The sequence below is a fragment of the Streptomyces bungoensis genome (assembly GCF_001514215.1).
Taxonomy (GTDB): domain Bacteria; phylum Actinomycetota; class Actinomycetes; order Streptomycetales; family Streptomycetaceae; genus Streptomyces; species Streptomyces bungoensis.
On sequence record NZ_KQ948860.1, the window covers coordinates 34,801 to 59,002 of the forward strand.

A 24,202-nucleotide genomic window follows, 5' to 3' on the forward strand; every position below is an offset into this window, starting at 1 on the left:
CGGCCGCCCGCGCCCTACCAGGGCACCGGCTTCAGCAGCAGCCGCTGCGGGCGGAGCGTGATGCCCACCCGGGTGGTGTCGTCGGATCCGTCCGCCTGCTCGAAGCGGTACTTCGCCGACACGGCCGCGGTGATCAGGGTCAGCTGCGCCATGGAGAAGTGGTCGCTGGGGCACTTGCGGTTGCCGACGCTGAACGGGCTCATCGCGTGCTTCGGCACCTCCTTGGCCCGCTCCGGCAGCCAGCGGTCGGGGTCGAAGTCGAGGTGGCGGTCGTAGGAGAGGGCGTCGCGCTGGACGGCGTACGGGCTGTAGACGATGTCGGCGCCCGCCGGAATGCGATAGCCGCCGAGCACGGTCTCGTTCACCGCGCGCCGGGTCAATATCCATACGGCGGGGCGCAGGCGCATCGCCTCGACGACGACATTGTTGGTGTGCCGCAGTGCCCGGACGTCGGCGAATCCGACCGGCCGGCCGCCGGTCACGGATTCGACCTCCGCGCGCACCTTCTCGGCGTGTTCCGGGTGTTCCGCGAGGACCTGCAGCAGCCACATGATCGTGGAGGCCACTGTTTCGCTGCCGGGGGTGAGGATCGCGACCACCTGGTCGTGGATCTCCTGTTCCCCGATGGGCTCGCCATTGTCGTCCGTCGCCTCCAGCAATGCCGTCAGCAAATCGTCCGGCTTTTGACCAGACGTCCGGCGTTCGGCGACGATCTCGTCGACGAGGAGATGCAAATCGGCCAGCGCCCGGTTGAATTCGCGGTTGGCCGGAAACGGCAGCCGGTACAGCGGCCCGAGCGGGACGACCATCCGGCGGTACATCCCGCGGAAGACGGTGGCGAGGTCCACGCTCAGCCGTTCCGCGCGCTCGTCCATGTAGTCGCCGCGCAGCAGGCAGCGGGCGGCGATGCGGACGGCGACCCGGAAGGACTCCGAGGTGCAGTCGACGGTCTCGCCGGGCCGCCAGCGCCCGGTGAGCGCGTGCGCCTCCTCCTCCATCACGGGACCGTACGCGGGGATCGCGTCGAGCCGGAACGCGGGCTGGATGGTGCGCCGCTGGCGGCGGTGCCGGGGGCCGTTGGCGGTGGCCACGCCCTCCTTGCCGAGCAGGCCCTCGAGGGACTCCCACAGCGGCCCGTCGATCCGGTAGCCGGGGCTGAGCGCGAGCGCGCCGGTGAGCTCGGGCGTGGTGACGGCGTACACCGTCTTGGGGCCGAGCCTCAGGCGCACGACGTCGCCGTGCGCACGCAGCCCGGACATGAAGGCGAGCGGGTCCCGGACCAGTTTCAGGCCGTGGCCGAGGACCGGGACGGCGCCGCCGGCGAGGGGCGCCTCGCGCGGTTCCTCCGTCCCGTGGGTCACGGGCCGTACGGACTCGACGGTCATTTCTCACCTGCCGCTTCGTTGTTGACGTACGGGGGCGTGGACCGGTCGTCCCAGCTGTCGACCATGTACCGGCCGGACTCGTGGTGGAACCAGTAGACGGAGCTGAACCAGTTCCGCATGTTGCCGACACAGGCGCGCACGGCGGGGCCCAACTCCTCTCCGTGGGCGGTTTCCCCGGTCATCTCGGCGGCGAGGGCCAGGGCGCCGCGCTCGGCTTCGAGGAATTCCGCGATGCATTCCTCGATGCGCCGCCTCACCTCGTCCACCGCTTCTTCGAGAGTCAGTCCTTCATGGGTGACGAGACTGATTCCGAGATTGTGCACCTCGTCGCCCGCTATTTCCTTGGGAAGGGAACAGAGGTCGTTGTACCAGGCGGCGAATTCCTGGCTCAGCAGCGCGGCACGGCGATAGGCGGGGTGCCCGCGCACGGAGTCGGGGAGTTCGCATCCGGCGCTCGGCTCGAGCAGGTCCGTCCATATCCGGTGGGCGAAGGTGAGCCGCCGCAGGGCGAGGTATTCCTCGACCTTCGGGACGTAGCCCTCGGTGCGGTTGCGGAACTCGCGGTCGTAGGCCTCGATCACCGCGTGGAAGTGCCGGGCGAACCGCCGGTTCCAGGTACGCGGCAGGAACGAGTACAGCCGCGACACGCTGTCCGCGAATCCCTCCACCAGGGGGTCCGGGTGGTGCAGGTGGTGCAGGGGTGCGTCCAGAGCCGCGTGCAGGCGGTTCCTGAGGAGCCGCCAGTCGGCCGGCCGGCCGTGGACGATGTCGCGGTCGTGGCGGTCGTCCCAGACGAAGAACCAGGCGCTGTAGTCCGCTATGGCCTGCAGGACGTCGTCGGGGGCACCCAGGTAGTACCCCGCCATGAGGTCGGTGTAGCACAGTCCGTCGGCATATTCCCGCACCTTGTCCGCGGGCATGAGCCGTTTTTCCAGCAGCCAGTCCCGGGTGTTCTCCTGTAGCTTCGGCCAATACGGGTGGAGTTGCCGGGGAAAGGCGTCCTCGATCACCGGGAGGGCGAGAGCCGGTGGCACTGCCACCGCGGTCGACGATGTGGTGCCGTGTGAGAAAGCGTGCACGAACGGTCCCCTCTCAGCCGCACAGGAGCGCACACCCCTCCATGCCGTGCCGGGCGTGCGCCGTTGCGTATCCCCGCACTTCCATTCAGCACCACAACTGAGCGCCGTGGGAACGGATTTGCTTCATTCACGCCCCCAAGATGCCGAAACTTGCGACGAGCAGACGAACAAACGAACAGACGAACGACGCCCGGCCGGGAGAGATCCCGGCCGGGCGTCGTCGAGGATGTCCTGACAGCTCAGTCGTTGGCGACCACGGGGTAGCGTGGCTCGTTCTCGGCCATCTGCCGCAGCGCGTCCTTGCGGTCCCGCTTGGACAGCCGGTCGATGTACAGGTACCCGTACAGGTGGTCGGTCTCGTGCTGCAAACAGCGTGCGAAGTAGCCGGTGCCGCGGACCTTGATCGGGTTGCCCTTCTCGTCCTGGCCGGTCACCTCGGCGTAGTCGGGCCGGGCGAGCGGCGCGTACGCCGTGGGCACCGACAGGCAGCCCTCGTTGCTGTCGTCCAGCCGGCGCCGGTCGGCGGGCAGCTCGACCAGCTTCGGGTTGCAGACCACGCCCACGTGCCGGACGCCCTCGTCGTCCGGGCAGTCGTAGACGAAGACCTTCAGGTCGACGCCGATCTGGTTGGCCGCCAGGCCCACGCCCTCGGCGGTGCGCTGGCTGGCGAACATGTCGGCGACGAGCCCCTGGAGCTCCTCGCCGAACTCGGTGACGTCCCTGCACTCCTTGTGCAGCACCGGATTGCCGACGACCGTGATGGGCCGCGAGGTCCCGCGCTCGCGCCAGGCGGTCTCGCGCTCCTCGCAGTCCTCCGTGTCGACGACCCAGCCCTCGTCGTCGACGGGGAGCACGCCCGCGTGCTGCTGATCGGTGTCCTGCTGCGCCATGACCGACGTACGCCTTCCTGCAAGCCTGGAGTTTTCTGCGAGTACAGCCTAAAGGCGGCCGGTCACCGGTGGCTCAGCAAACCTCTTCCAGATCCCGCCAGTCCCGGGAGTCCGGGCTGTCCGCGACCCACCCGTCCAGCAGCCCGCGGACCAGTGAGGCCGGCGCCGCCACGCCGCACTCCCGCTCGGGCACCCACAGCTGCCCGTCCGTCCGGTGGCCCAGCGGTCCGGGGTGCCCGGGCTCGCTGTGGTCGTGCGGGTCCAGGTGCACCCCGTCGCCCTCGTCGGAGGGCATCCGGGACTCGCTGCACATCCGGCACAGCAGCCGCACCGACGACGACCAGTCCTCCGCGGCGAACCCGGCGTCGGCCGCGAGCTGCTCCAGCGCGTCCCGGTCGGCCTCCGTGGCCGCCTCCAGGAGGACCACCCAGGTGGGGACCGGTGAGGGAGCCCACAGCTCGATCTCGTCGAAGACCGGGAAGCTGTGCCCGTCGGACGTCGTGCGCTCGCCGTGCGGGACGCCGTCGTGCAGCACGACCTCACCCCAGCGCCGCCCGGAGGAGGGCAGCGGGATGGACAGCACCTCCATCCGCGCGGGGTCCAGCCGGCGGCCCCACACCACCTCGGCCTCGCCCTCCGGGGACAGCCGCACGGCCGCGCTGCCCAGCTCCATGCCGAGCGGCTCGCCGGCCGCGGTGGCGCCGCCGGGCACCTTCAGCCCGTAGGCCTGCCAGGCACGGCGGGCCAGCGGCCAGTCCTGCAGGGCGGTCGCGGCGATGCCGACGTTCCACCAGTCCGGGGCCCCGGACTCCCGGTCCAGCAGCGCCACGGCGCGCAGCCCGGCGGCGCGCGCCTGCTCCCAGTCGTGCCGGAACTTGTGCAGCAGCGCGAGGTTGAACCAGGACTCCGACAGCCACGGTTCCAGGTCGGCGGCCCGCGTCAGCAGCTCGCCCGCGTCCTCGTACCGGCCGTCGCCGATGAGCGTGAACGCCCGGTCGGTGGCCTGCCGCCAGGAGGCGGAGGGCCGGTGCCGTCCCTTGCCGAAGATCCTCACGATTCCCGCCTGCCAGTTCCAGTTCCGCTCAGTGGGCTGGCTTGTGCCCCCGGACACCCTCTTCCTCGCATCCAACCATGTACGCGGGGACGGGCGCTCATTACCCATGGGTTACCCAGCTGTGGGCAGGGTCAGACTGCCCCGGGCGAGAACCCGGGCCAGCGACTCCACGACTTCCGGAGCGTAGTCGCCGGCGGTGGCCAGGCGCAGCTCCTCCAGCGCGCGCAGCGGCCCGTCGGGCCCGGCGTCGCGGGACTTCTCCTCGAAGGCGTTGACGGCGCGGACGATCCGGGCGGCGAGCGGCTGCTCCGCGCACGGGTCGGCCTGCCGCTCGACGACCACGGCGACCGCCGCGGCCACGCCGGTCTGCCGCACGACGGCCCCGCCGAGCAGTGCGATGCGCCGCTGTTCCGGCACGGGCAGGGCGGCGGTGGCGCCGGCCGGTACCGGGTCGAGAAGGCTGAGCTGGCCGATGTCGTGCATGAGGGCCGCGTACTCCAGCACGGCCAGCTCGGGCCGGGTCAGGCCCAGGTCCCGGCCGACGGCGAGGCTGAGGGCGGCGACCCGGCGGGCGTGTCCGGCGGGGGTGTACCCGGCGATCTCGGTGGCGCGGGCGAGGGAGGCGATGGTCTGCCGGTAGGTGGCGCGGACGGCGGCGTAGCGGCGGACGGAGAGCTGGGCGAGCAGCAGGGGCAGGCAGAACACCGGCAGCGCCCACAGTCCGGCCACGGCGACCCCGAGCGCCATCACCGCGCCGGTCGCGCACACGGCGGAGCCGATGCCGCGCAGGCCGCGCAGCTCGTCGCGGAGCAGCGCGCCGAAGGGCCAGCCGGTGCGGGCGTGGCCGAGGGCGGCGGCGAGCAGGGCGTCGCACAGGGCGGTGAGCAGGAGCAGGACGACGAGCAGCAGCGCGTGGGCCGGGCCGCTGCCGTCGGCGAAGGCGTGCTGGTGGCGCAGGGGCTGGAAGCAGACGGCGGCGAAGCCGACGGTGAGGACGCGGCGGGCCAGGTGGTCGAGGGTGGGGGTGCGGCCGCACCAGATGTGCGGGACGCCGCCGAGCAGGGAGGCGGCGAGCACGACCGTGACGACCTGCGCGGCGCCGTGCCCGGCCGGCCGCCCGGCGTCGGCCCCGAGCAGGGCGTACGACAGCGATCCGGCGGTGCCCAGCGGCGCGGCCTGGCGCACCCGGGGCCCGCTCCACCGCGTCAGCTCGCCGACGGCGATGAGCACCCCGAAGGCCAGCGCGACCCGCGCGTCGCGCAGGCCGGTCCACAGGGTGACCGCCAGGCAGGCGGCGGCGGTGAGGGCGGCACAGGCGTGGATGGGTCTGAGGGCCGTCACCGGGCTGCCCCGCTGCGGCTGCCGGTGCCGGGCTGCTGGGCCGGGACGCCGTGCGGCGTCTCGTCGGCGGTGACCGCCGGGTGCCAGCCGCCCCGGCGCAGGGCGCGGGCGAGTGCCGTGACCATGCGGGGGTCGAAGTGGGTGCCGGCGCACCGCTCCAGCTCGGCGACCGCCGCCTCGACGGGGCGGGCCCTGCTGTAGGAGCGGGTGGAGGTCATCGCGTCGAAGGCGTCCGCGACGGCCACCACGCGGGCGCACTCGGGGATCCGGTCGCCCGCCAGCCCGTAGGGGTAGCCGCTGCCGTCGAGGCGTTCGTGGTGGTGCAGGATCGCCGCGCGGGCCTCGCCGAGGAAGGAGATCCCGCGGACCATCTCGTGGCCGTACTCGGGATGCAGCTCGATGATCCGCCGCTCCTCGGGGGTGAGCGGGCCGTCCTTGCGCAGCAGCCGGGTCGGCACGCCCAGCTTGCCGACGTCGTGCAGGATGCCGGCGAAGCGCAGGACCTCCACGCGGTCGTCGTCCATGCCGAGCTCGCGGGCGATCAGCACGGAGGCGTGGCCGACCCGCTCGCTGTGGCCGCGGGTGTACCCGTCCTTGATGTCGACGGCCTGGACGAGGGCGCGGATGGTGGCCTGGTGGGCGGCGCGTTCCCGGTGGTACTGGGCGAAGACCCACCAGGACACGCCCATGGGCAGCAGCACCAGCAGCGCGGCGACGGGCCCGTACGGGCTGCGCCACAGCACGGCCATCATCAGCCCGGCGAGTCCGTGCACCGCGACCGGCGCGAGCGAGCGGGACAGCAGCCCGCGCCAGGCCCGGCGCGGCGGCACGTGCTCGGCGGCGGCGAGGATGCCGCCGTCGAGCACGGTGAGCACCAGGCAGAAGGCGAGGACGGCGGCCCCGGCGGGCGCCAGGGCGTAGGGGAAGTCGGGGGGGCCGACGGCGTCCCGGCCGCCGAGCGCCACGTGGACCTGGGCGGCGCCCCACACGGCGAGCGAGGGCCGCGCGGCCCGCCACACGCGCCGCAGCAGCACGGGCCGCTCCTGGACGCTCAGCAGCAGGGCGGCGGGCACCGGGACCAGCGCGGCGGCCGCCGGGGGGAGCAGGAAGGCGCCGGCCAGCAGGACGGGGTAGAACGTTCCGCCCAGCCGGCGGCGCACCGTGTGCTGGCAGAGCGCGTACAGCGCGGCGAGCAGGCCGAGCTCGGACCAGGACGGGTGCGCGGCCCGCAACGGCAGGACACAGAGCACGGCGAGCAGGGCGACCGAGGCCACACAGCCTCGTGCTCGCGCCGGAACCGCCTCCATCGCGCCCCTTCCCCGACCTCGCCGGTCCAGGCTCGGAGCCTAGGCCGGGTGTCGGGGGGTGCGCGGGCTCATGGCCCGAGGATTAGCACGTTCGGGTGACGAACCACCGGGGAGGGTGTCGCGGTCAGCTCTCCTGGGCCGTGGCGGTCACGTCGTGCTCGGGGACGGTCTGGCCGCCGCGGATCAGCTCGATCCGCCCCATCACCTTGGCGCGCAGGTCGGCGGGTACGTCGTCATGGCCGCAGCACCGCTTGACCAGCTTCTTCACGGCCTGCTCCAGGCCGTACTTCTCCAGGCACGGCGAGCATTCCTCGAAGTGGTGCTGGAACTTGTCGCGGTCGACGTCCGGCATCTCGCTGTCGAGGAACTCGTACAGGTGGTCCAGGACCTCACTGCAGTCCGTCTCGTGCGGCTCTCCGCAGCTCATGAGCCCGAGCCTTTCGCTTCGTCCGACTCCCCGGCGCCGGCCGGGACCAGTCCGCGCTCACGGGCGTAGTCCTCCAGCATGCCGCGCAGCTGGCGACGGCCCCGGTGCAGCCGGGACATCACCGTACCGATGGGTGTCCCCATGATGTCCGCGATCTCCTTGTAGGCAAAGCCTTCTACGTCCGCGAGGTAGACGGCGATGCGGAACTCCTCGGGGATCGCCTGCAGGGCTTCCTTCACGTCCGAGTCGGGCAGGTGGTCGAGCGCCTGCGACTCGGCGGAGCGCAGACCCGTCGACATGTGCGACTCGGCGCGGGCGAGCTGCCAGTCCTCGATCTCCTCCGCGGCGGAGCGCTGCGGCTCACGCTGCTTCTTGCGGTAGGAGTTGATGAAGGTGTTGGTGAGGATCCGGTACAGCCACGCCTTGAGGTTGGTGCCCTCGCGGAACTGGTGGAAGGACGCGTACGCCTTGGCGTAGGTCTCCTGCACCAGGTCCTCGGCGTCGGCCGGGTTGCGCGTCATGCGCAGCGCGGCCGAGTACATCTGGTCGAGGAACTCGAGCGCGTCCCGCTCGAAGCGCGCGCTGCGCTCCGTGGTCGACTCCGGGCTCGCCGCGGCACCCGTCTGCGCGCTCACGCCCTCACCCTCGGGCTGCTCCGCGTGGCCGTTGTCGGTCCCTGCGTCGGTACCGGTGACCGGACCCACCTCCTCAAGATCCCGGGCAGGACCCGGACCGGTCCCACTCGTTTCGGAGGATAGAACACCACCCGTGCCTGCCGCCGCTCGAAAAGGAGCGGTCCTCGCCGCGTGCAGCACCGTCCAGTCCAGCTCGGCGCGGCTGCTGCGGCTCGGGCAGATGGTCGAACCCATGCGGCGGCTTCCTCTCGTAGACGTCGGTGCCGAGGTCTTTCAGCACTTCTGTCGCCCACAACAGCGGGCCGCCGCGCAACATTCCCCGGTCACCCGAGTGAGGCGACCCACTCCCCGACGGTGCCCGTGACGATCTCCAGCGCCCGCTCCTGGGTCGTCTCCGCACGCTTCGGCACGGCGAGACCGTGGTCGGCGTGCGGTACCTCGACGAGCCGGAAGTCGCCGTCGGGGAACTCGGCCGGCCTGCCGAAGGGGTCGTTGCCGCCCTGCACGACCAGCGTGGGCACGCCGGCGCCCAGCAGCTCGTCCGCCCGGGACTTCTCCGGCCTGCCCGGCGGGTGCAGCGGGAAGCTCAGGGCGAGCACGGCGTGCGCGCCCAGCTCGGCCGCCGTGCGGCAGGCGACCCGGGCGCCCGCGCTGCGGCCGCCGGAGACCACCGGCAGGCCGGGCTCCGCGAGCGCCGGCCACACCCCGCGCCATCCGGTGTCCAGGGTCTTCGGCGCGGGCGCGACCTTCTTTCCGGCGACCCGCCAGGGCTGCTCGACGAGGGCGACGCTCACGCCGTGCGCGGGGAGCGTGCGGGCGAGCGCCCGGAGATCGCGGGCCTCGATGCCGCCGCCGGCGCCGTGGCCGACGGCCAGCACCAGCCGCGCCCGCCTGGCCGGATGCCAGGTGATCCGGGCGTCCCCGGCGTCCGTGCCTACGGTCCGGGTGGTCACGTCTGTCTCGGTCATCACGTCAGAAGAGTGTGCCCTCCTCCGGTGCCGCCAGCTCCTTCAGCAGCTCCGGGCCGTTGTTGCGGACGTTGCTGACGGCTGTGGAGACGGGGTAGGCGCGCATCAGGCCGGCCGACGGCGGTGCGAGCAGCTCGCGCAGCTCGTCCGGGTCGGTGCGGCCCGGGTCCAGCCAGGCGTCCCAGCGGTCCGGGGTGAGCATCAGCGGCATCCGGGGGTGGATCTCGGCGAGGGAGCGCGGGCCCTCGGCGGGGGCGACGGCCAGCGGCGTGTGCTCCGCCTCCGTGGTGAGCACCGTGCAGGTGGCCCACCAGGCCCGCGGGTGGTCGTCGGGCAGGGTCCGGTCGCGCCAGAACTCGTACAGCCCGGCCATCGCGAACACCGAGCCGTCGGCGGGCAGCACGAAGTACGGCTGCTTGCGCGGCCGCTTCCTGCGGCCCTCGACCTCCAGTTCGCGCTCCTGCTCGCCGGTGACCCACTCGTAGTAGCCGTCGGCGGGCAGGACGCAGCGCCGGGTGGCGAAGGCGCGACGGTAGGCGGGCTTCTCGTGCACGGTCTCCGCGCGCGCGTTGATCATCCGGGCGCCGCCCTCGGGCGTCTTGGCCCAGGAGGGCACCAGTCCCCACTTCAGCCTGCGCAGCTGGCGAACCGGACGCGGGGAGTCCGCGTCTTTCAGGGGGCGGTCGAGAACGGCGTGGACCTCCTTGGTCGGAGCCACGTTGTAGTCCGGCTCCAGGGTCTCCTCGGGCTCCCACTTCTCGATCTCGAAGACGCCCGCGAGATCCTCGGGCCCACGACTGGATGCATACCGTCCGCACATACGTGCCACACTGCCAGACTCCACGGGAAGAAGAGGGAGCCACCGAGAGAACATGGACAGCCCCGCCGTCACCGCGCTGCCCGGCCTCTGGGACCGGCTCACCGGCACCCAGCCCGACCCCGGCCTGTGGGTGGTGCTCGCCACCCTGGTCGCCGCGCTCGCCGTCGTCGTCCCGCACACCGTGTGGCGGCTGGCCCGCAACGCCATCACCATCGCCCACGAGGGCGGTCACGGCCTGGTGGCCCTGCTCACCGGGCGGCAGCTGACGGGCATACGCCTGCACTCCGACACCAGCGGCCTCACCGTCAGCCGCGGCAAGCCGTACGGCCTCGGCATGATCCTGACCGCGGCGGCCGGCTACACGGCCCCCTCGCTGCTGGGCCTCGGCGGCGCCGCCCTGCTCGCCGCGGGCCGCATCACCCTGCTGCTGTGGGTGGCGACCGCCCTGCTGGTGGCCATGCTGGTGATGATCCGCAACGCGTACGGCGTGCTGACCGTGCTCCTGGCCGGCGGGGCCTTCCTGCTGGTGTCGTGGCTGGCGCAGCCGCAGGTGCAGGCCGCCTTCGCGTACGCGGTGGTCTGGTTCCTGCTGTTCGGCGGGGTGCGGCCGCCCTTCGAACTGCAGGCCAAGCGGTCGCGGGGAGGCGCCGGGGACTCGGACGCGGACCAGCTGTCCCGGCTGACGCACGTGCCGGCCGGTCTGTGGCTGTTCCTCTTCCACGCGGTCTCGCTGTGCTCGCTGATCGGCGGGGGCCGCTGGCTGCTCGAGGGTCTATAAAGTGGAGCCCATGGCCCCGAACACCGCCCCCACCGCCCTCTGGCCCGCCCCGCACGCGAGCGGAGCCGTCGACGCGACGGTCCACGTGCCCGGGTCCAAGTCGGTCACCAACCGTGCCCTGGTGCTGGCCGCGCTGGCCTCCGAGCCGGGCTGGCTGCGCCGCCCGCTGCGCTCCCGCGACACGCTGCTGATGGCCGGCGCGCTGCGCGCGATGGGCGTGGAGATCGAGGAGGGGGTGGGACCGGACGGCTCCGGTGAGGCCTGGCGGGTGCTGCCGACCGGCCTGCACGGCCCGGCCACCGTGGACGTCGGCAACGCCGGCACGGTGATGCGCTTCCTGCCGCCGGTGGCCGCGCTGGCCGACGGTCCGATCCGGTTCGACGGGGACCCCCGGTCCTACGAGCGCCCCCTGAACGGCGTGATCGACGCGCTGCGGGTGCTCGGCGCCCGGATCGACGACGACGGCCGCGGCGCGCTGCCGCTGACCGTGCACGGCGGCGGGGCGCTGGACGGCGGCCCGGTGTCGATCGACGCCTCCTCGTCGTCGCAGTTCGTCTCGGCGCTGCTGCTGTCCGGCCCGCGCTTCAACCAGGGCGTCGAGGTCCGCCACACCGGCGCGACGCTGCCCTCCCTGCCGCACATCCGGATGACGGTGGACATGCTGCGCGCGGTCGGCGCCCAGGTGGACACCCCCGAGTCGGGCGGCGAGCCGAACGTGTGGCGGGTGACGCCGGGCGCGCTGCTCGGCCGTGACCTGACGATCGAGCCGGACCTGTCCAACGCGCAGCCCTTCCTGGCGGCGGCCCTGATCACCGGTGGCAAGGTGCTGATCCCGGACTGGCCGGCCCGCACCACCCAGCCGGGTGACCGGCTGCGGGAGATCTTCACCGAAATGGGCGGCTCCTGCGAGCTGACCGAGTTCGGGCTGGTGTTCACCGGCTCGGGCGCCGTTCACGGCGTCGACGTGGACCTGGGCGACGTGGGCGAGCTGACCCCGGGCATCGCGGCGGTCGCCGCGCTCGCCGACTCCCCCTCCACCCTGCGGGGCGTGGCCCACCTGCGGCTGCACGAGACGGACCGGCTGGCCGCGCTCACCAAGGAGATCAACGAGCTCGGCGGCGACGTCACCGAGACGGCCGACGGCCTGCACATCCGCCCGCGCCCGCTGCACGGCGGGACCTTCCACACCTACGAGGACCACCGCATGGCCACCGCCGGAGCGGTCATCGGCCTGGCGGTCGAGGGGGTGCGGATCGAGAACGTGGCGACGACGGCGAAGACGCTCCCCGACTTCCCCGAGCTGTGGACCGGGATGCTCGGGCAGTAGGGACGTACGCCATGCGCCACTACGGCAAGCACACCGACGAGGACAACATCCGCAGCCGGCCCAACCGCAAGGGCAACCGGCCGCGGACGCACATCCGGCCCAAGCACGAGGACGCGGCCGGGGGCATGGTCCTCACGGTCGACCGGGGCCGGCTGACCTGCCTGGTCGAGGACCGGACCGTGCTGGCGATGAAGGCCCGGGAACTGGGCCGCAAGGCGGCGGTGGTGGGCGACCGGGTCGCCCTCGTCGGCGACCTGTCGGGCCGCAAGGACACCCTCGCGCGGATCGTGCGCATCGAGGAGCGCTCCTCGGTGCTGCGCCGCACCGCCGACGACGACGACCCCTACGAGCGGGTGGTCGTCGCCAACGCGGACCAGCTCGCGATCGTCACGGCGCTGGCCGACCCCGAGCCGCGTCCGCGCCTGATCGACCGCTGCCTGGTCGCGGCCTACGACGGCGGCCTGGAGCCGCTGCTGGTGATGACCAAGTCGGACCTGGCCCCGCCGGACAAGCTGCTCGAGCTGTACGGCGCCCTCGACATCCCCTACGTCGTCACCAGCCGCGACGAGCTGGAGGACGGCGGCGCCGCGGACCGGGTGCGCGAGCACCTGGACGGCAGGATCACCGCGTTCGTGGGTCACTCGGGCGTCGGCAAGACGACCCTGGTCAACGCGCTGGTGCCGGTGGAGCGGCGCCGGCTGACCGGGCACGTGAACGCGGTGACGGGCCGCGGCCGGCACACCACCACCTCGGCGCTGGCGCTGCCCCTCGCCGGCGCGGCGGGCGGCTGGGTCGTCGACACCCCGGGCGTGCGCTCCTTCGGTCTCGCGCACGTCGACCCGTCCCGGGTGATCCACGCCTTCCCGGACCTCGAACGCGGCACGGAGAACTGCCCGCGCGCGTGCAGTCACGACGAGCCGGACTGCGGGCTGGACGCGTGGGTCGAGGAGGGGCACGCCGACCCGGCCCGGCTGTACTCGCTGCGCCGGCTGCTGGCCACGCGGGAGCGCACGGAGGGCGACTGAGCACCGCGTTGTTTGCGGGGGTCCGAGCCCGGTAAGTGCATAATCGCACCGAGCCGGAGATCCGGACCTATGGGAGGACCGCACATGGCGTGGCTGCTCGTCATAGTGGCCGGGATGCTGGAGACCGGTTTCGCCGTGTGCCTGAAGCTCTCCCACGGGTTCACCCGCCTCTGGCCGACGATCGCCTTCGCCTCCTTCGCCCTGGGGAGCTTCGGCCTGCTGACCCTGTCCCTGAAGAAGCTCGACGTGGGTCCGGCGTACGCGGTGTGGACGGGCATCGGCGCGGCGGGGACCGCGATCTACGGCATGGTCTTCCTCGGGGACCTGGTCTCCACCCTGAAGATCGTCTCGATCAGTTTCGTGATCGTCGGCGTGATCGGCCTGCAGCTGTCGGGCTCGGCGCACTGAGGGCGCGCCCCGGACCGGCCGGTGCCGGTCTCAGGCCGGCTGCCGGTGCAGCGCGTCGCGCACCAGCTCGGCGATGCCGCCCTCGTCCGGTGGCGCGGTCACGCAGGACAGCGCCAGCCGCACCACCAGCTCGCAGGAACGCGTGAGCGCGGAGCCGTCGTCCTGCCCGGCCGCGGGGCCGCCCAGCACCGTCGCCGCCCGGTCCCGCACGAGCCGCACGAGGTCGCCCGGCGTGGGCAGCGGCCCGTCCGCCCGGCGCTGCGCGGGCACGGTGGAGGAGGACGGCGCGGCGGACAGCGCCGGCGCGGGCAGCCGCTCGCTCCAGCAGCCGGTGAGCAGGGCGCGCACCAGCGCGTTGTCCCGGGCGGCCGCCGCCGTCCACTCGGCGGTGGCGGTGAGCCGGTCGCACGGGTCGGCGGACGCGGCGAGCGCCCGCTCGACCCCGGCGAGATACGCGTCGGCCTCCCGCCGCACCAGCGCCCTGGCCAGCCCTTCCTTGCTGCCGAACTCGTTGTACAGCGTCTGCCGGGACACCCCGGCGGACGCGGCCACGTCGACCATCCGGACCGCCGGCCACGGCCGGCGGGCGAGCGCCGTCCAGGCGGCGTCCAGGAGCGATTCGCGGGCTGCGGGCATCATCGCCTCCCTGGGGCGAGCGGCTCTGCGCCCAGGTTTGACGCGCTTTGATGCCCTGTCAAGGGTCCGCGGACGGGCCCGTCGCGCCCGGACCCCGGTGGCCCCGCGGCGACCGCGGCGGATACCGTTCCCCACATGCCGGACTACCTCGACGACCTCCGCCTCGCCCACGTCCTCGCGGACGCGGCCGACGCCGCCACGACGGCCCGCTTCAAGGCCCTCGACCTCAAGGTCGAGACGAAGCCGGACATGACCCCGGTGAGCGAGGCGGACAAGGCCGCCGAGGAGATCATCCGCGGCCAGCTCCAGCGCGCCCGCCCCAGGGACGCGGTCCTCGGCGAGGAGTACGGCGTCGAGGGCACCGGTCCCCGCCGCTGGGTGATCGACCCGATCGACGGCACCAAGAACTACGTCCGCGGCGTCCCCGTCTGGGCCACCCTCATCTCCCTGATGGAGGCGGGAGAGGGCGGCTACCAGCCGGTCGTCGGCGTCGTCTCCGCGCCGGCGCTGGGCCGCCGCTGGTGGGCGGCGAAGGGGCACGGCGCCTTCACCGGCCGCGGCCTGACCACCGCCACCCGGATCCACGTCTCCCGCGTCGCCGAACTGGCGGACGCCTCCTTCGCCTACTCCTCCCTCTCCGGCTGGGAGGAGCAGGGCCGCCTGAACGGCTTCCTCGACCTCACCCGCGAGGTGTGGCGCACGCGCGCGTACGGCGACTTCTGGCCGTACATGATGGTCGCCGAGGGATCGGTGGACCTGTGCGCGGAGCCCGAGCTGTCCCTGTGGGACATGGCCGCCAACGCGATCATCGTCACCGAGGCGGGCGGCACCTTCACCGGCCTCGACGGCCGCCCGGGCCCGCACAGCGGCAACGCGGCCGCCTCCAACGGCCTGCTGCACGACGAGTTGCTGGGGTATCTCAACCAGCGCTACTGAGCTTCGTGGGACGCCCGCGCACGCCCTCAACTGGCCGCGCGCGCCCTCTTGTTGACCCCTGCTTTACCTGGCACTCTGAGGTCACCCCCCACTTGTGAACTTGTGCAGTGCCGTTACGGGCGCCTCCGGCGCCGGGCCTGCCGTTCCCCGGGGGGACCAAGGAGGTGGCCCTTTCCATGCTCGTCCGAGACGCCATGAGTACGGTGGTCCTCACCATCGGCCCCGCCCACACCCTCCGCCAGGCAGCCGCGCTGATGTCCGCCCGCCGCGTGGGCGCCGCGGTGGTCCACGACCCGGACGCCGGCGGCGTCGGCATCCTGACCGAACGCGACATCCTCAACTCCGTCGGGCTCGGCCAGGACCCCGACACCGAGCGCACCCACGCCCACACCACCAACAACGTCGTCTTCGCCGCACCGACCTGGACCCTGGAGGAGGCGGCCCGCGCCATGGCGCACGGCGGCTTCCGGCACCTGATCGTCCTCGACCACGGCGAGCCGGCCGGCATCGTCTCGGTGCGTGACATCATCCGCTGCTGGGTCCCCGCCCTGGTGTCCTGAGCGGTCCGGGCGGCCCTCCGCCAGTCTTGGACTTCGTCCAAGTCGATGGGCGATCCAAAGTCACACCTGTTCGGAACCTGGTCAGCCTGCTGTTACGCTGGGCTCCATGAGCGACCTTCTGGAACGGCTGCGCGGCCGCGGATGGCGGATGACCTCGCAGCGTCGCGTCGTGGCCGAGGTTCTCGACGGTGAGCACGTCCATCTGACGGCCGACGAGGTCCACGCGCGGGCTGTCGCCAAGCTGCCGGAGATCTCCCGGGCGACGGTCTACAACACGCTGGGAGAGCTGGTCTCCCTCGGCGAGGTCCTCGAGGTCACCACGGACCGGCGCGCCAAGCGGTACGACCCGAACGCGCACCAGCCGCACCACCACCTGGTCTGCGCCGGGTGCGGTGCGATCCGGGACGTGCACCCCACGGGCAACCCGCTCGCGGACCTCCCCGACACGGAGCGCTTCGGGTTCACGGTGTCGGACGTCGAGGTCACGTACCGGGGGCTGTGCCCGGACTGCGCGAAGGCCTGACCGGAGAAGGTGTGGATGGAGGGGGCGCGAGCCCCCTCTTCTCGTATGCGCACCACGGCCGGGAGAACAGTCGGCAGAGCGACCGCGAGAACGACCGAGGGCCGGAATCCATCTCTGGATTCCGGCCCTCGGCCTTCAGTAGCGGGGACAGGATTTGAACCTGCGACCTCTGGGTTATGAGCCCAGCGAGCTACCGAGCTGCTCCACCCCGCGTCGATGAATAAGACACTACGTGAGGCGGGCGCCGCGAGGCAAATCCATTGCGGGGGCGCGTGGCCGGCGTCACGCCGTCAGCTCCTGCCGCAGCGCGTCCCGCAGCCGCCCGGCCCGCTCCGCGACCTCCGCCGGGCCCAGCGCGACCGCCCGGTCGGCCCACCGCTGGCCCTCCGCCAGCTCCCCGCGACGCGCGTAGACGAGGGCCAGCCGGAGAGCCGCCCGCCCGTGCCCCGCGTCGGCGGCCCGGGTCCACCACACCGCCGCCTCCGGCTCGCTGCCCTCCCGCGCCAGCAGCAGCCCGAGGTTGAAGGCGCCGTTGCGCGACCCGGCCTCCGCGGCCGTCCGGTACCACCGCGCGGCCTCGACGACGTCGCCCCGCGCGGCGGCCAGCATGCCCACCCGCACCTGGGCCCGGCGGTGCCCCTGGGTGGCCGCGCGCTCGTACCACTCCTCGCACTCGGTCTTCTCGTGCACGGTCTCGCCGAGCTCGTGCTCGGGCTCCGGCGGCCGCCGCGAGTCCAGCAGGGTGGCCAGCCGGTACGCCCCCTCGGGGCTGCCTCCGCCGGCCGCGCACCGCAGGTGCCGCTCGGCCTCCTGCTCGTCCCCCTCGCGCAGCCGCGCGATGCCGACCTGCAGCGCGGCCTCGGTGTGCCCGGCGGCGGCCGCCCGCTCGTACCAGCGCAGCGCGGCCACCTCCTCGCCGCGGCCGGCGTGCAGGATGCCGAGGTTGAACGCGGCGTCCACGCTGCCGGCCTCGGCCGCCTTGGAGAACCACGGCTCGGCCCCGGTGGTGTCGCCGCCCTGCAGCAGCAGGATGGCCAGCGCGTTCGCGGCCTCCCGGTGCCCGGCGTAGGCGGCGCGCCGGTACCACTGCTCGGCCTGCGCGGTCCGGCCCTGTTCGGCGCAGAGCAGCCCGAGGTTGTACGCCCCGTTGTCGTCCCCGGCGTCCAGCGCCGCCCGGTACCAGCGCTCGGCGGTCTGGGTCTCGCCGCGCTCGGCGTGCAGGGCGCCCAGCGCGTTGGCCGCGTTCCCGTCCCCGTCCTGGGCGGCGCGCAGCCACCACACGGCCGCGCTCTCGGTGTCACCTGCGTCGCGCAGCAGGAACCCGAGCGCGCAGGCCGCGCGGGGCTCGCCGTCCTTGGCGCTGGTCAGGTACCAGCGGCCGGCCTCCTTCAGCTCACCGCGCTTCTCCAGGATCGCGCCGAGGTGCAGTGCGGCCCGCCGGTGGCCGCGTGCGGCGGCCTGCCGGTACCACTGCTCGATCTCCCCGACGGCGGCGGCGTCGGTTGCGGACTCCTCCTCGCCGGCGGTCCTGCGGTCGAGCGCGCGCGCCAGCCGGTAGGCGGCCTCCCGGTGGCCCCGCTCGGCGGCGGCCCGCATCCAGTGCCCGGCGGCGGCGTCCCCGCGGTGCTCCAGCAGGTCGGCGAGCGCGTAGGCGCCTAGGGCGTGGCCCTGCTCGGCGGACTGGCGCAGCCAGTACTCGGCGGCCGGCTCGTCCCCGCGCTCGCGGTGGTGGCGGCCCAGCGCGTGCGCGGCGGCGGCCGAACCGGCGACGGCGGCGATCCGCCACCAGCCGGCGGCCTCGTCCGCGTAGCCGCGCTGGTGCAGCAGGACACCCAGGTTGTTGGCCGCGGCCCGGTCCCCCGCGGCGGTGGCGGCACGCAGGTGCGGTTCGGCGCCGTCGAGCTCGCCGCGGCGCAGCAGCATGGCCCCGAGGACGCTCATCGCCTCGGTGTCGCCGCTCTCGGCGGCGAGCCGCAGGCGCACCTCCTCGGCGGCTTCCCCCATGTCGCCCAGTTCGTCCCGGGCCGGCCCCTCATCCGAAGGCCGCACAAATCGCCCTGTCCCGTACAGAGTTGCCTTGTCCCCCATAACGTCCATCGTCGCACCACCTGCAACCTGGGTACACCCGGTATACCGCACCCCGTGAGGTCACTTCAGCGTTTTGTCGACATGCCCACAGAGAGACAAGTCAAACACAGACCCCCCAACTACCCACGGCGGCGCGGCCGTACCGTCGGCCTGTACATGAGTTCGCACACACCACGAAGGCCCGGATCCTGTGTGGATCCGGGCCTTCGACCGCAGTAGCGGGGACAGGATTTGAACCTGCGACCTCTGGGTTATGAGCCCAGCGAGCTACCGAGCTGCTCCACCCCGCGCCGTTGCTGTACAAACCCTACCACGGCGCGCGGTGGCCTTGATCAACTCTTGCCGCCCCCTGCGGTCTTGCTGCCCCCACCGGCCTTGTCGGCCTCGGCCTGCGCCTGAGCGGCCCGCTTCAGCGCGGCCTCCAGGTCCTTCTGGGCCTTGGCGTACGCGTCCCAGTCAGGGCCGCCGGGCTGCTTGAGGGCGTCCTTGCCGGCGTCGACGGCCTTCTGGGCGTCCTCCAGGGCCTGCCTGACCGTGGGATTGCCGGCGCTCGGCGGGGTGGTGCCCGTGTCCGGCGGGGTGGTCGAGCCCTGCACCCCGAACACCTCGTCGAGGGCCTCGCCCAGGGTGTCCTTGAACGCGGTCTTGCCCTCGTAGGTGACCAGGACCTTCCGCAGCAACGGGAACTTCAGCGAGCCGCCGCGGACGTAGACCGGCTCGACGTACAGCAGTCCCCCGTCGAGCGGCACGGTCAGCAGGTTGCCGTACTCGACCTTCGAATGCCCGCGGCTGAGCAGGCTGATGGTCTCGGCGATGGCCGACTCGGAGTTGAACTGGCTCTGAACCTGCTTGGGTCCGTCGACCGTCGTGCTCGTCGGCAGCTTCAGGATCCTGATCCTGCCGTAGTCCGCGGCACGCGGGTCGGAGTCGACCGCCATGAACGCGCTGAGGTTGTCCCGCCCGTTGGGCGTGAACGTCGTCGTCAGCGAGAACGCCTGCGCACTCTGGTCCGGCATCTTCATGCTCAGGTAGTACGGCGGCACCGCGCTGCCCGAGTCGTTGGTCGGGTCGTGCGGCACCTCCCACACCTCGCTGCCGCTGAGGAAGGTCTGCGCGTCCGTCACGTGGTAGCGGGTGAGCAGTTCGCGCTGGACCTTGAACAGGTCCTGCGGGTAGCGCAGATGGGCCAGCAGGGACGGGGAGACCGCGCTGCGGGGCTGCACCGTGCCGGGGAAGGCCTTCATCCAGGTCTTCAGCACCGGGTCCTTGGTGTCCCACTGGTAGAGCTTGACCTCGCCGGTGTACGCGTCGACGGTCGCCTTCACCGAGTTGCGGATGTAGTTGACCTGGTTCTGCTGGGCCACCACCGCGCGCGAGTTGTTGGTGGCGGTCAGTGAGTCGGCCGTCGTGTCACCGAGGGTCGTGCGGGAGGCGTAGGGGTACCCGTTCGACGTCGTGTAGGCGTCGACTATCCACTGGATGCGGCCGTTCACCACCGCCGGGTAGGCGTCGCCGTCGATGGTCAGCCAGGGGGCCACCGCCTCGACGCGGTCCTTGGGCGTGCGGTTGTACAGGATCCGCGAGCCCTTGCCGATCGCGCCGGAGTAGAGGATCTGCGGCTCGTTGAACGCCACCGCGTACGCCGCCCGGTTGAGCGGGTTGTCGAGATCGACCCCGCTCCTGCCCCGGTAGCTGGTGGTCTTCTCGCCCGCGTCGTCCGAGTAGTCGACCTCTTTCTGGGGGCCGCCGACGATCGAGTAGGTGGTGGTCTTCTCGCCGTAGTAGATCTGCTGCTGGTACCGGGGCAGGTCGCCCTTGGACGGCAGGTTCTTCTCGGTGAACACCGGCTGGCCGTCGACTGCCTCGGTGCCCTTGGCGGCGACCGCGCCGTAGCCGTGCGTGTAGCGGAAGTGGTCGTTGATCCAGTTGTTCTTCGGGATGCCGTCGAGGTTCAGCTCGCGCAGACCGATGACGGTGTCCTGGTCCTTGCCGTCCCTGCCGGTGTACCGGTCGACGTCGAGGTTGGTCGGGAACCCGTAGTAGTTGCGGATCTGCTGGAGCTGCTGGAACGTCGGCGAGACGATGTTCGGGTCCATGATGCGGATGCCGGCGGTGTCGGCGACCTGGTCGCGCAGCTTCGTCTTGTCCGTGGTCGCGGACCTGCCGGAGTACTCGGTGACCTTGGTGTCGTCGATGCCGTACGCCTCACGGGTCGCCGTGAGGTTCTTCTGGACGTACGGGGCTTCCTTGGCCTGCTCGTTGGGCTGGACCTGGAACTTCTGGACGATGGCCGGGTACAGGCCGCCGATCAGGATCGCCGACAGCACCATCAGGCCGAAGCCGATGACCGGCAGCTGCCAGGTGCGCCGCCACAGGGCGGCGAAGAACAGCAGCGCGCAGATGACGGCGATGCAGAACAGGATCGTCTTGGCCGGCAGGTAGGCGTTGGCGTCGACGTAGCGCAGCCCGGTCCAGTTGTCGGTCGCCTTGAAGTCGCTGGACTTCACGGCGAGGCCGTACCGGTCGAGCCAGTACGCGACCGCCTTCAGGGCCACGAAGACGCCGAGCAGCACCGACAGATGGCTGGTCGCGGCGGCGGTGGCCCGCGCGCCCGGGCTGGTGATCCGCAGCCCGCCGTACAGGTAGTGGGTGAGCGCGGCCGCGATCAGGCACAGGATCGTGGCGGCGAAGCCGAAGCCCAGCAGGAACCGGTACCAGGGCAGGTCGAAGGCGTAGAAGGAGACGTCGAGGTGGAACTGCGGGTCCTTCTGGTGGAAGGGCACGCCGTTGACCCACATCAGCCAGGTGCGCCACTGGCCGGCCGCCGAGGCGCCGGCGATCAGGCCGACCAGGGAGGTGACGGCGATCAGCAGCCACGCCTTGTAGGGCGCGATGCCCATCCGGTAGCGGTCCAGGCTCTGCTGCTCCATGGACATGGCGCTCAGCGGGGGCCGCAGCCGGTGCGCGAGCCAGATGTTGACGCCCACCGCGACCGCCATCAGCACGCCGAAGACGAAGAACAGCCCGATCTTGGTCCACAGCATGGTGCTGAACACGGACGAGTAGTGCACCGACCGGTACCACAGCCAGTCCGTCCAGAACCCCGCGAACATGGTGAACACCATGCCGAGGACGGCCAGCACGCCCAGCGTCGTGAGCAGGGTCCGGGCGCGCCGCGACGGGCGGCCCGCTCTGATCCGCGGCCCTGTCGGGCCTCCGCCGCGGTCCGGCATCTGGAAAGCCAAGGTGCGCACCTCGAAGTTCGCTGTCGATCCGTCAGGCCCCCGTGTTCGCGGGCCCTGAGTGGCCCCCCGTGTTCGCGGGCCCACGCTTATGCAACTTACTCACGGTTTACTCGGTTCCCGGTTCCGGCCGGGAACGAGGCAGGATTGTGACCATGTCCAACACTCCCATGGCAGCGAGCCCGCTCACCCGGGCCGTACTCGAGATCGACGAGTACGCCTCCGGCCTCGGCTGGGACCAGCCCGCCCGCCTCTTCGCCCTCGTAGACACCGCACGGCTGCGGGCTCAGGAACCCTCGCTCGCCGCCCAGCTCGGCCTGGAGGACGAGCCCGAGACCACCGGTCTCACCCCGATCGAGCAGGACGAGATCTCAACGGACAAGCCGCTCGACGAGTTCCTCGCCACCATCGCCTGGCCCGACGCGGTGGCCGGCTGCGCGCTCACGGTGGAGCGCCTGATGCTGCCCCCGTCGGCCGAGGCCCAGGTCCCGCAGGACCTCAGCGAGGCCAGGCTGGCCAAGTGGGTGGCGGAGCACCCCGAGCGCCAGGAGGTCCGGATGACGGTCGCGGTGCTGCGCGACGGCAACCGCGAGTCGGCGCTGCGCCTGCGCGAGAAGGACTCCGCGACGGAGGTCCTGACCGGCCCCGATCTCGTACCCGGCCTGGCGGACGCCCTGGCGGCGACCTTCGCGGACTGATCCCCGCGGGTGCGGCGAGGGGGCGCGGGGGCTCCCCTTCGCCGTACCGGCCCGGTCAGCCCTTGGAAGTGCACTTCGGCAGGGCCGCGGTGTTCCCGCCACTGATGTCCTTGAGCGCGGCCAGGGCGTCGTCCATGGTCTTGACCTTGACGAGCGTGAGTCCGCCGGGGGTGTCCTTGGCGGCGGCCGCGCAGTTCTCGGCGGGCGTGAGGAAGTACTGCGCGCCCTTGTCGCGCGCGCCGACGGTCTTCATCTCGATGCCGCCGATCGGCCCGACCGTGCCGTTGTCGTCGATGGTGCCCGTGCCCGCGACGAACTTGCCCCCGGTCAGGCTGCCCGGGGTGAGCTTGTCGTAGATGCCGAGCGCGAACATCAGTCCGGCACTGGGCCCGCCGACGTCGGCCAGCTTGATGTCGATGCTGAACGGGAAGGTGTGGTCGGTCCCGGCGGAGATGCCGACGACGGCCCGCCGGGGGCCGGAGTCCTGCGAGGTCGCCGTCGTCATCGTGACGTCCCGCGTCCGGCTCGCGGTCCGGTTCTCCTTCTCGGCGGCGGCCTGCTCTTTGGCCGGGACCACGGTGAAGACGACCTTCTGGCCCGGCGTGTGCTTCGTCACCAGCTTGGCGACGTCGGACGGCTGCCTGACCGCCGTGCCGTCGACGGCCTTGATCACGTCACCGGCGTGCAGCCGGCCCTCGGCCGGGGAGCCCTTGATGACGGTGGAGACGATCACCCAGGACTTCACCGGGATGCCCAGCTCCTTCAGGGCGGCGACCTTGGCGCTCTCCTGGGACTGGCTGAACTCCTCCGCGTTCTCCTGACTGGACTGCTCCTCGGTCTTGCCGTCCGGGTAGAGGGTGTCGTGGGGCACGATCTTGCTGTCGTGCGCCAGCCAGCCGTAGACCGCCTCCACCAGGTTCATCCGGAAGTCGGCGCTGGTGACCCGGACGGTGGTCATGTTCAGGTGCCCGTCCGTGGGATAGGTCCTGTGGCCCGCGACCTGCAGCACCGGCTCGCCGCCGTGCTCCCCGAGCGTGTTCACGGTCGGCCCGGGGGACATCTCCGCGTACGGCACGGGAATGAGCACTCCCGCGCACAGGAGCGCGATCAGCATCAGGGTGGAGGCGAGCATCGTCGCGGTGCGGCGTGGCATGTCACGACAGTACGGGACGCCTCTGTCGGCGCACCGTCAGGGCACCCCCGTCCGGCCGCCTCCGTCAGGCGCCGCGCGCACCCGAGTGGGACTTCTCCATCGCCTCGCGGAACCGTGCGTAGCCGTCCAGTTCGGGGCCGTCGCTGCGTACCTTCCGCGTCCTGTTGGCCCAGCTGCCCCACAGACCGGCACCGACCGCAGCCACCAGCGGAATCAGCAACCAGACGAGCGCCCCCATGCCGACCTCCCAACCCCATGAGCATCCGAGAATGACTGATCAGCAGATTAATCATCCGCACGGACAACGCTCACGCGAGGGTGGCGGTTACGCAACCGGACACGCCGGGGCCATCAGAACCGTGTCTCAGCAGGCTCCGACCCGCCCTCCCGTCGCCCGACCGCCGCCCCTCGACGACGGCGCTACGCGCCGACCCACTCGTCCGTGCCGTCGGAGAACTTCTGGTGCTTCCAGATCGGCACCACGTGCTTGATGTCGTCGATCAGCTTCCGGCAGGCCTCGAAGGCCTCGCCCCGGTGCGGGCAGGAGACGCCGACGACGACGGCGAGGTCCCCGACTGCCAGGTCACCCACCCGGTGGACGGCGGCCAGCGCCCGCACCGGGTACTCGGCGACGACCTTCTCCGCGATCCGCCGCATCTCGGCCTCGGCGCTGGGGTGGCACGAGTAGCCGAGCGCGTCGACGTCGGCGCCCCCGTCGTGGTTCCGCACGGTGCCGGCGAACAGCGCGATCCCGCCCGCGGCGTCGTCCCCGACGGCCCGGAGGACCTCGTCCACGGAGAGCGGGGTGTCCCGGATGCCGATCAGCTTGACGGGATCCTGCGCGGCCTGCTCACCGGGGTGATCGGGGTGATCGTTCGTGGGTGCCATGCCTCCATCGTGCCGCACGGGCCGGGTGCTCCGT

General features: G+C 72.3%; 24 protein-coding genes and 2 tRNA genes. 8 read left to right on the forward strand and 18 right to left on the reverse strand.

Annotation, left to right across the window (positions count from 1 at the left end; all coding sequences use genetic code 11):
* Window positions 1-14 precede the first annotated feature (14 nt).
* From AQJ66_RS20520 to AQJ66_RS20565, 10 genes are all read right to left on the reverse strand, one after another.
* Window positions 15-1,385 carry a bifunctional albaflavenone monooxygenase/terpene synthase gene (locus tag AQJ66_RS20520; protein WP_061924155.1) on the reverse strand — a complete coding sequence of 457 codons (1,371 nt, stop codon included), beginning with the start codon at window positions 1,383-1,385 and terminating at the stop codon, window positions 15-17.
* Window positions 1,382-2,464, reverse strand: coding sequence for an epi-isozizaene synthase (cyc1, locus tag AQJ66_RS20525; protein ID WP_107118987.1), 1,083 nt, complete (start codon window positions 2,462-2,464; stop codon window positions 1,382-1,384). Before cyc1 ends, AQJ66_RS20520 begins: the two co-directional genes overlap by 4 nt.
* 239 nt (window positions 2,465-2,703) lie before the next feature.
* Window positions 2,704-3,354 (reverse strand): peptide deformylase, encoded by a 651-nt coding sequence (gene def / locus AQJ66_RS20530; RefSeq protein ID WP_061924161.1) that lies wholly within the window; start codon window positions 3,352-3,354, stop codon window positions 2,704-2,706.
* A gap of 73 nt (window positions 3,355-3,427) precedes the next feature.
* The gene (locus AQJ66_RS20535) at window positions 3,428-4,408 is read right to left on the reverse strand and encodes a hypothetical protein (RefSeq protein WP_061924166.1); all 981 of its coding nucleotides are present in this window, start codon (window positions 4,406-4,408) and stop codon (window positions 3,428-3,430) included.
* Window positions 4,409-4,519: 111 nt separating this feature from the next.
* Entirely contained in the window at window positions 4,520-5,749 is a 1,230-nt protein-coding gene (locus AQJ66_RS20540) for an HD-GYP domain-containing protein (protein ID WP_061924168.1), read from the reverse strand.
* Window positions 5,746-7,056 (reverse strand): HD-GYP domain-containing protein, encoded by a 1,311-nt coding sequence (locus AQJ66_RS20545; protein WP_061924171.1) that lies wholly within the window; start codon window positions 7,054-7,056, stop codon window positions 5,746-5,748. Before AQJ66_RS20545 ends, AQJ66_RS20540 begins: the two co-directional genes overlap by 4 nt.
* A 124-nt stretch (window positions 7,057-7,180) precedes the next feature.
* On the reverse strand, window positions 7,181-7,483 hold the full coding sequence (gene rsrA / locus AQJ66_RS20550; RefSeq protein ID WP_061924174.1) for a mycothiol system anti-sigma-R factor: 303 nt from the start codon (window positions 7,481-7,483) through the stop codon (window positions 7,181-7,183).
* Window positions 7,480-8,187: a sigma-70 family RNA polymerase sigma factor gene (locus tag AQJ66_RS20555; RefSeq protein WP_061924177.1), complete on the reverse strand. Its 708-nt coding sequence runs from the start codon at window positions 8,185-8,187 to the stop codon at window positions 7,480-7,482. The genes rsrA and AQJ66_RS20555 overlap by 4 nt, the downstream gene beginning before the upstream one ends.
* A 254-nt stretch (window positions 8,188-8,441) precedes the next feature.
* On the reverse strand, window positions 8,442-9,086 hold the full coding sequence (locus tag AQJ66_RS20560; RefSeq protein WP_061924705.1) for an alpha/beta hydrolase family protein: 645 nt from the start codon (window positions 9,084-9,086) through the stop codon (window positions 8,442-8,444).
* A gap of 4 nt (window positions 9,087-9,090) precedes the next feature.
* Window positions 9,091-9,906 carry an SOS response-associated peptidase gene (locus AQJ66_RS20565; RefSeq protein WP_061924180.1) on the reverse strand — a complete coding sequence of 272 codons (816 nt, stop codon included), beginning with the start codon at window positions 9,904-9,906 and terminating at the stop codon, window positions 9,091-9,093.
* Between the two features lie 52 nt (window positions 9,907-9,958).
* On the opposite strand from AQJ66_RS20565, the gene AQJ66_RS20570 reads away from it, so the two are divergent.
* The 4 genes from AQJ66_RS20570 to AQJ66_RS20585 all read left to right on the forward strand — a co-directional run bounded on the left by AQJ66_RS20570 (window position 9,959) and on the right by AQJ66_RS20585 (window position 13,444).
* Window positions 9,959-10,684, forward strand: a complete 726-nt coding sequence (locus AQJ66_RS20570; protein WP_061924183.1) for a M50 family metallopeptidase — start codon at window positions 9,959-9,961, stop codon at window positions 10,682-10,684.
* A 10-nt stretch (window positions 10,685-10,694) separates the two neighbouring features.
* Window positions 10,695-12,011, forward strand: a complete 1,317-nt coding sequence (gene aroA, locus AQJ66_RS20575; RefSeq protein ID WP_061924186.1) for a 3-phosphoshikimate 1-carboxyvinyltransferase — start codon at window positions 10,695-10,697, stop codon at window positions 12,009-12,011.
* 11 nt (window positions 12,012-12,022) lie between these two features.
* Window positions 12,023-13,036, forward strand: coding sequence for a ribosome small subunit-dependent GTPase A (gene rsgA, locus AQJ66_RS20580; protein WP_061924189.1), 1,014 nt, complete (start codon window positions 12,023-12,025; stop codon window positions 13,034-13,036).
* An 84-nt stretch (window positions 13,037-13,120) separates the two neighbouring features.
* Window positions 13,121-13,444: a DMT family transporter gene (locus AQJ66_RS20585; protein WP_061924192.1), complete on the forward strand. Its 324-nt coding sequence runs from the start codon at window positions 13,121-13,123 to the stop codon at window positions 13,442-13,444.
* Window positions 13,445-13,474: 30 nt separating this feature from the next.
* On the opposite strand, the gene AQJ66_RS20590 is transcribed toward AQJ66_RS20585, so the two are convergent.
* On the reverse strand, window positions 13,475-14,083 hold the full coding sequence (locus tag AQJ66_RS20590) for a TetR/AcrR family transcriptional regulator (RefSeq protein ID WP_208611405.1): 609 nt from the start codon (window positions 14,081-14,083) through the stop codon (window positions 13,475-13,477).
* Window positions 14,084-14,215: 132 nt separating this feature from the next.
* On the opposite strand from AQJ66_RS20590, the gene hisN reads away from it, so the two are divergent.
* The 3 genes from hisN to AQJ66_RS20605 all read left to right on the forward strand — a co-directional run bounded on the left by hisN (window position 14,216) and on the right by AQJ66_RS20605 (window position 16,099).
* Window positions 14,216-15,016 carry a histidinol-phosphatase gene (hisN, locus tag AQJ66_RS20595; RefSeq protein WP_061924198.1) on the forward strand — a complete coding sequence of 267 codons (801 nt, stop codon included), beginning with the start codon at window positions 14,216-14,218 and terminating at the stop codon, window positions 15,014-15,016.
* 176 nt (window positions 15,017-15,192) lie between these two features.
* Window positions 15,193-15,576, forward strand: a complete 384-nt coding sequence (locus AQJ66_RS20600; protein WP_061924202.1) for a CBS domain-containing protein — start codon at window positions 15,193-15,195, stop codon at window positions 15,574-15,576.
* Between the two features lie 106 nt (window positions 15,577-15,682).
* The gene (locus AQJ66_RS20605) at window positions 15,683-16,099 is read left to right on the forward strand and encodes a Fur family transcriptional regulator (protein ID WP_061924206.1); all 417 of its coding nucleotides are present in this window, start codon (window positions 15,683-15,685) and stop codon (window positions 16,097-16,099) included.
* 139 nt (window positions 16,100-16,238) lie between these two features.
* On the opposite strand, the gene AQJ66_RS20610 is transcribed toward AQJ66_RS20605, so the two are convergent.
* From AQJ66_RS20610 to AQJ66_RS20625, 4 genes are all read right to left on the reverse strand, one after another.
* Window positions 16,239-16,312, reverse strand: a tRNA-Met gene (locus AQJ66_RS20610).
* Between the two features lie 69 nt (window positions 16,313-16,381).
* Entirely contained in the window at window positions 16,382-18,196 is a 1,815-nt protein-coding gene (locus AQJ66_RS20615) for a tetratricopeptide repeat protein (RefSeq protein WP_208611406.1), read from the reverse strand.
* Between the two features lie 207 nt (window positions 18,197-18,403).
* Window positions 18,404-18,477: transfer RNA gene (locus tag AQJ66_RS20620), tRNA-Met, on the reverse strand.
* A 42-nt stretch (window positions 18,478-18,519) separates the two neighbouring features.
* Window positions 18,520-21,420, reverse strand: coding sequence for a UPF0182 family membrane protein (locus AQJ66_RS20625; protein ID WP_079060307.1), 2,901 nt, complete (start codon window positions 21,418-21,420; stop codon window positions 18,520-18,522).
* Window positions 21,421-21,584: 164 nt separating this feature from the next.
* On the opposite strand from AQJ66_RS20625, the gene AQJ66_RS20630 reads away from it, so the two are divergent.
* Window positions 21,585-22,127 carry a PPA1309 family protein gene (locus AQJ66_RS20630; RefSeq protein ID WP_061924212.1) on the forward strand — a complete coding sequence of 181 codons (543 nt, stop codon included), beginning with the start codon at window positions 21,585-21,587 and terminating at the stop codon, window positions 22,125-22,127.
* A gap of 55 nt (window positions 22,128-22,182) precedes the next feature.
* On the opposite strand, the gene AQJ66_RS20635 is transcribed toward AQJ66_RS20630, so the two are convergent.
* The 3 genes from AQJ66_RS20635 to AQJ66_RS20640 form a co-directional block, all read right to left on the reverse strand.
* Window positions 22,183-23,280, reverse strand: coding sequence for a YlbL family protein (locus AQJ66_RS20635; RefSeq protein ID WP_061924215.1), 1,098 nt, complete (start codon window positions 23,278-23,280; stop codon window positions 22,183-22,185).
* Between the two features lie 64 nt (window positions 23,281-23,344).
* On the reverse strand, window positions 23,345-23,518 hold the full coding sequence (locus AQJ66_RS39415; protein WP_167359173.1) for a hypothetical protein: 174 nt from the start codon (window positions 23,516-23,518) through the stop codon (window positions 23,345-23,347).
* Between the two features lie 182 nt (window positions 23,519-23,700).
* Window positions 23,701-24,168, reverse strand: coding sequence for a molybdenum cofactor biosynthesis protein MoaE (locus tag AQJ66_RS20640; RefSeq protein WP_061924218.1), 468 nt, complete (start codon window positions 24,166-24,168; stop codon window positions 23,701-23,703).
* Between the last annotated feature and the right edge of the window lie 34 nt (window positions 24,169-24,202).

Excerpts from the sequence above, each read along its gene's own strand:
- AQJ66_RS20520 (WP_061924155.1), bottom strand. The coding sequence starts at position 1,385 with ATGACCGTCGAGTCCGTACGGCCCGTGACCCACGGGACGGAGGAACCG.
- def (WP_061924161.1), bottom strand. The coding sequence starts at position 3,354 with ATGGCGCAGCAGGACACCGATCAGCAGCACGCGGGCGTGCTCCCCGTC.
- AQJ66_RS20545 (WP_061924171.1), bottom strand. The coding sequence starts at position 7,056 with ATGGAGGCGGTTCCGGCGCGAGCACGAGGCTGTGTGGCCTCGGTCGCC.
- rsrA (WP_061924174.1), bottom strand. The coding sequence starts at position 7,483 with ATGAGCTGCGGAGAGCCGCACGAGACGGACTGCAGTGAGGTCCTGGAC.
- AQJ66_RS20560 (WP_061924705.1), bottom strand. The coding sequence starts at position 9,086 with ATGACCGAGACAGACGTGACCACCCGGACCGTAGGCACGGACGCCGGG.
- AQJ66_RS20565 (WP_061924180.1), bottom strand. The coding sequence starts at position 9,906 with ATGTGCGGACGGTATGCATCCAGTCGTGGGCCCGAGGATCTCGCGGGC.
- AQJ66_RS20570 (WP_061924183.1), top strand. The coding sequence starts at position 9,959 with ATGGACAGCCCCGCCGTCACCGCGCTGCCCGGCCTCTGGGACCGGCTC.
- aroA (WP_061924186.1), top strand. The coding sequence starts at position 10,695 with ATGGCCCCGAACACCGCCCCCACCGCCCTCTGGCCCGCCCCGCACGCG.
- rsgA (WP_061924189.1), top strand. The coding sequence starts at position 12,023 with ATGCGCCACTACGGCAAGCACACCGACGAGGACAACATCCGCAGCCGG.
- AQJ66_RS20585 (WP_061924192.1), top strand. The coding sequence starts at position 13,121 with ATGGCGTGGCTGCTCGTCATAGTGGCCGGGATGCTGGAGACCGGTTTC.
- AQJ66_RS20590 (WP_208611405.1), bottom strand. The coding sequence starts at position 14,083 with ATGATGCCCGCAGCCCGCGAATCGCTCCTGGACGCCGCCTGGACGGCG.
- hisN (WP_061924198.1), top strand. The coding sequence starts at position 14,216 with ATGCCGGACTACCTCGACGACCTCCGCCTCGCCCACGTCCTCGCGGAC.
- AQJ66_RS20600 (WP_061924202.1), top strand. The coding sequence starts at position 15,193 with ATGCTCGTCCGAGACGCCATGAGTACGGTGGTCCTCACCATCGGCCCC.
- AQJ66_RS20605 (WP_061924206.1), top strand. The coding sequence starts at position 15,683 with ATGAGCGACCTTCTGGAACGGCTGCGCGGCCGCGGATGGCGGATGACC.
- AQJ66_RS20615 (WP_208611406.1), bottom strand. The coding sequence starts at position 18,196 with ATGGACGTTATGGGGGACAAGGCAACTCTGTACGGGACAGGGCGATTT.
- AQJ66_RS20625 (WP_079060307.1), bottom strand. The coding sequence starts at position 21,420 with ATGCCGGACCGCGGCGGAGGCCCGACAGGGCCGCGGATCAGAGCGGGC.
- AQJ66_RS20630 (WP_061924212.1), top strand. The coding sequence starts at position 21,585 with ATGTCCAACACTCCCATGGCAGCGAGCCCGCTCACCCGGGCCGTACTC.
- AQJ66_RS20635 (WP_061924215.1), bottom strand. The coding sequence starts at position 23,280 with ATGCCACGCCGCACCGCGACGATGCTCGCCTCCACCCTGATGCTGATC.
- AQJ66_RS39415 (WP_167359173.1), bottom strand. The coding sequence starts at position 23,518 with ATGGGGGCGCTCGTCTGGTTGCTGATTCCGCTGGTGGCTGCGGTCGGT.
- AQJ66_RS20640 (WP_061924218.1), bottom strand. The coding sequence starts at position 24,168 with ATGGCACCCACGAACGATCACCCCGATCACCCCGGTGAGCAGGCCGCG.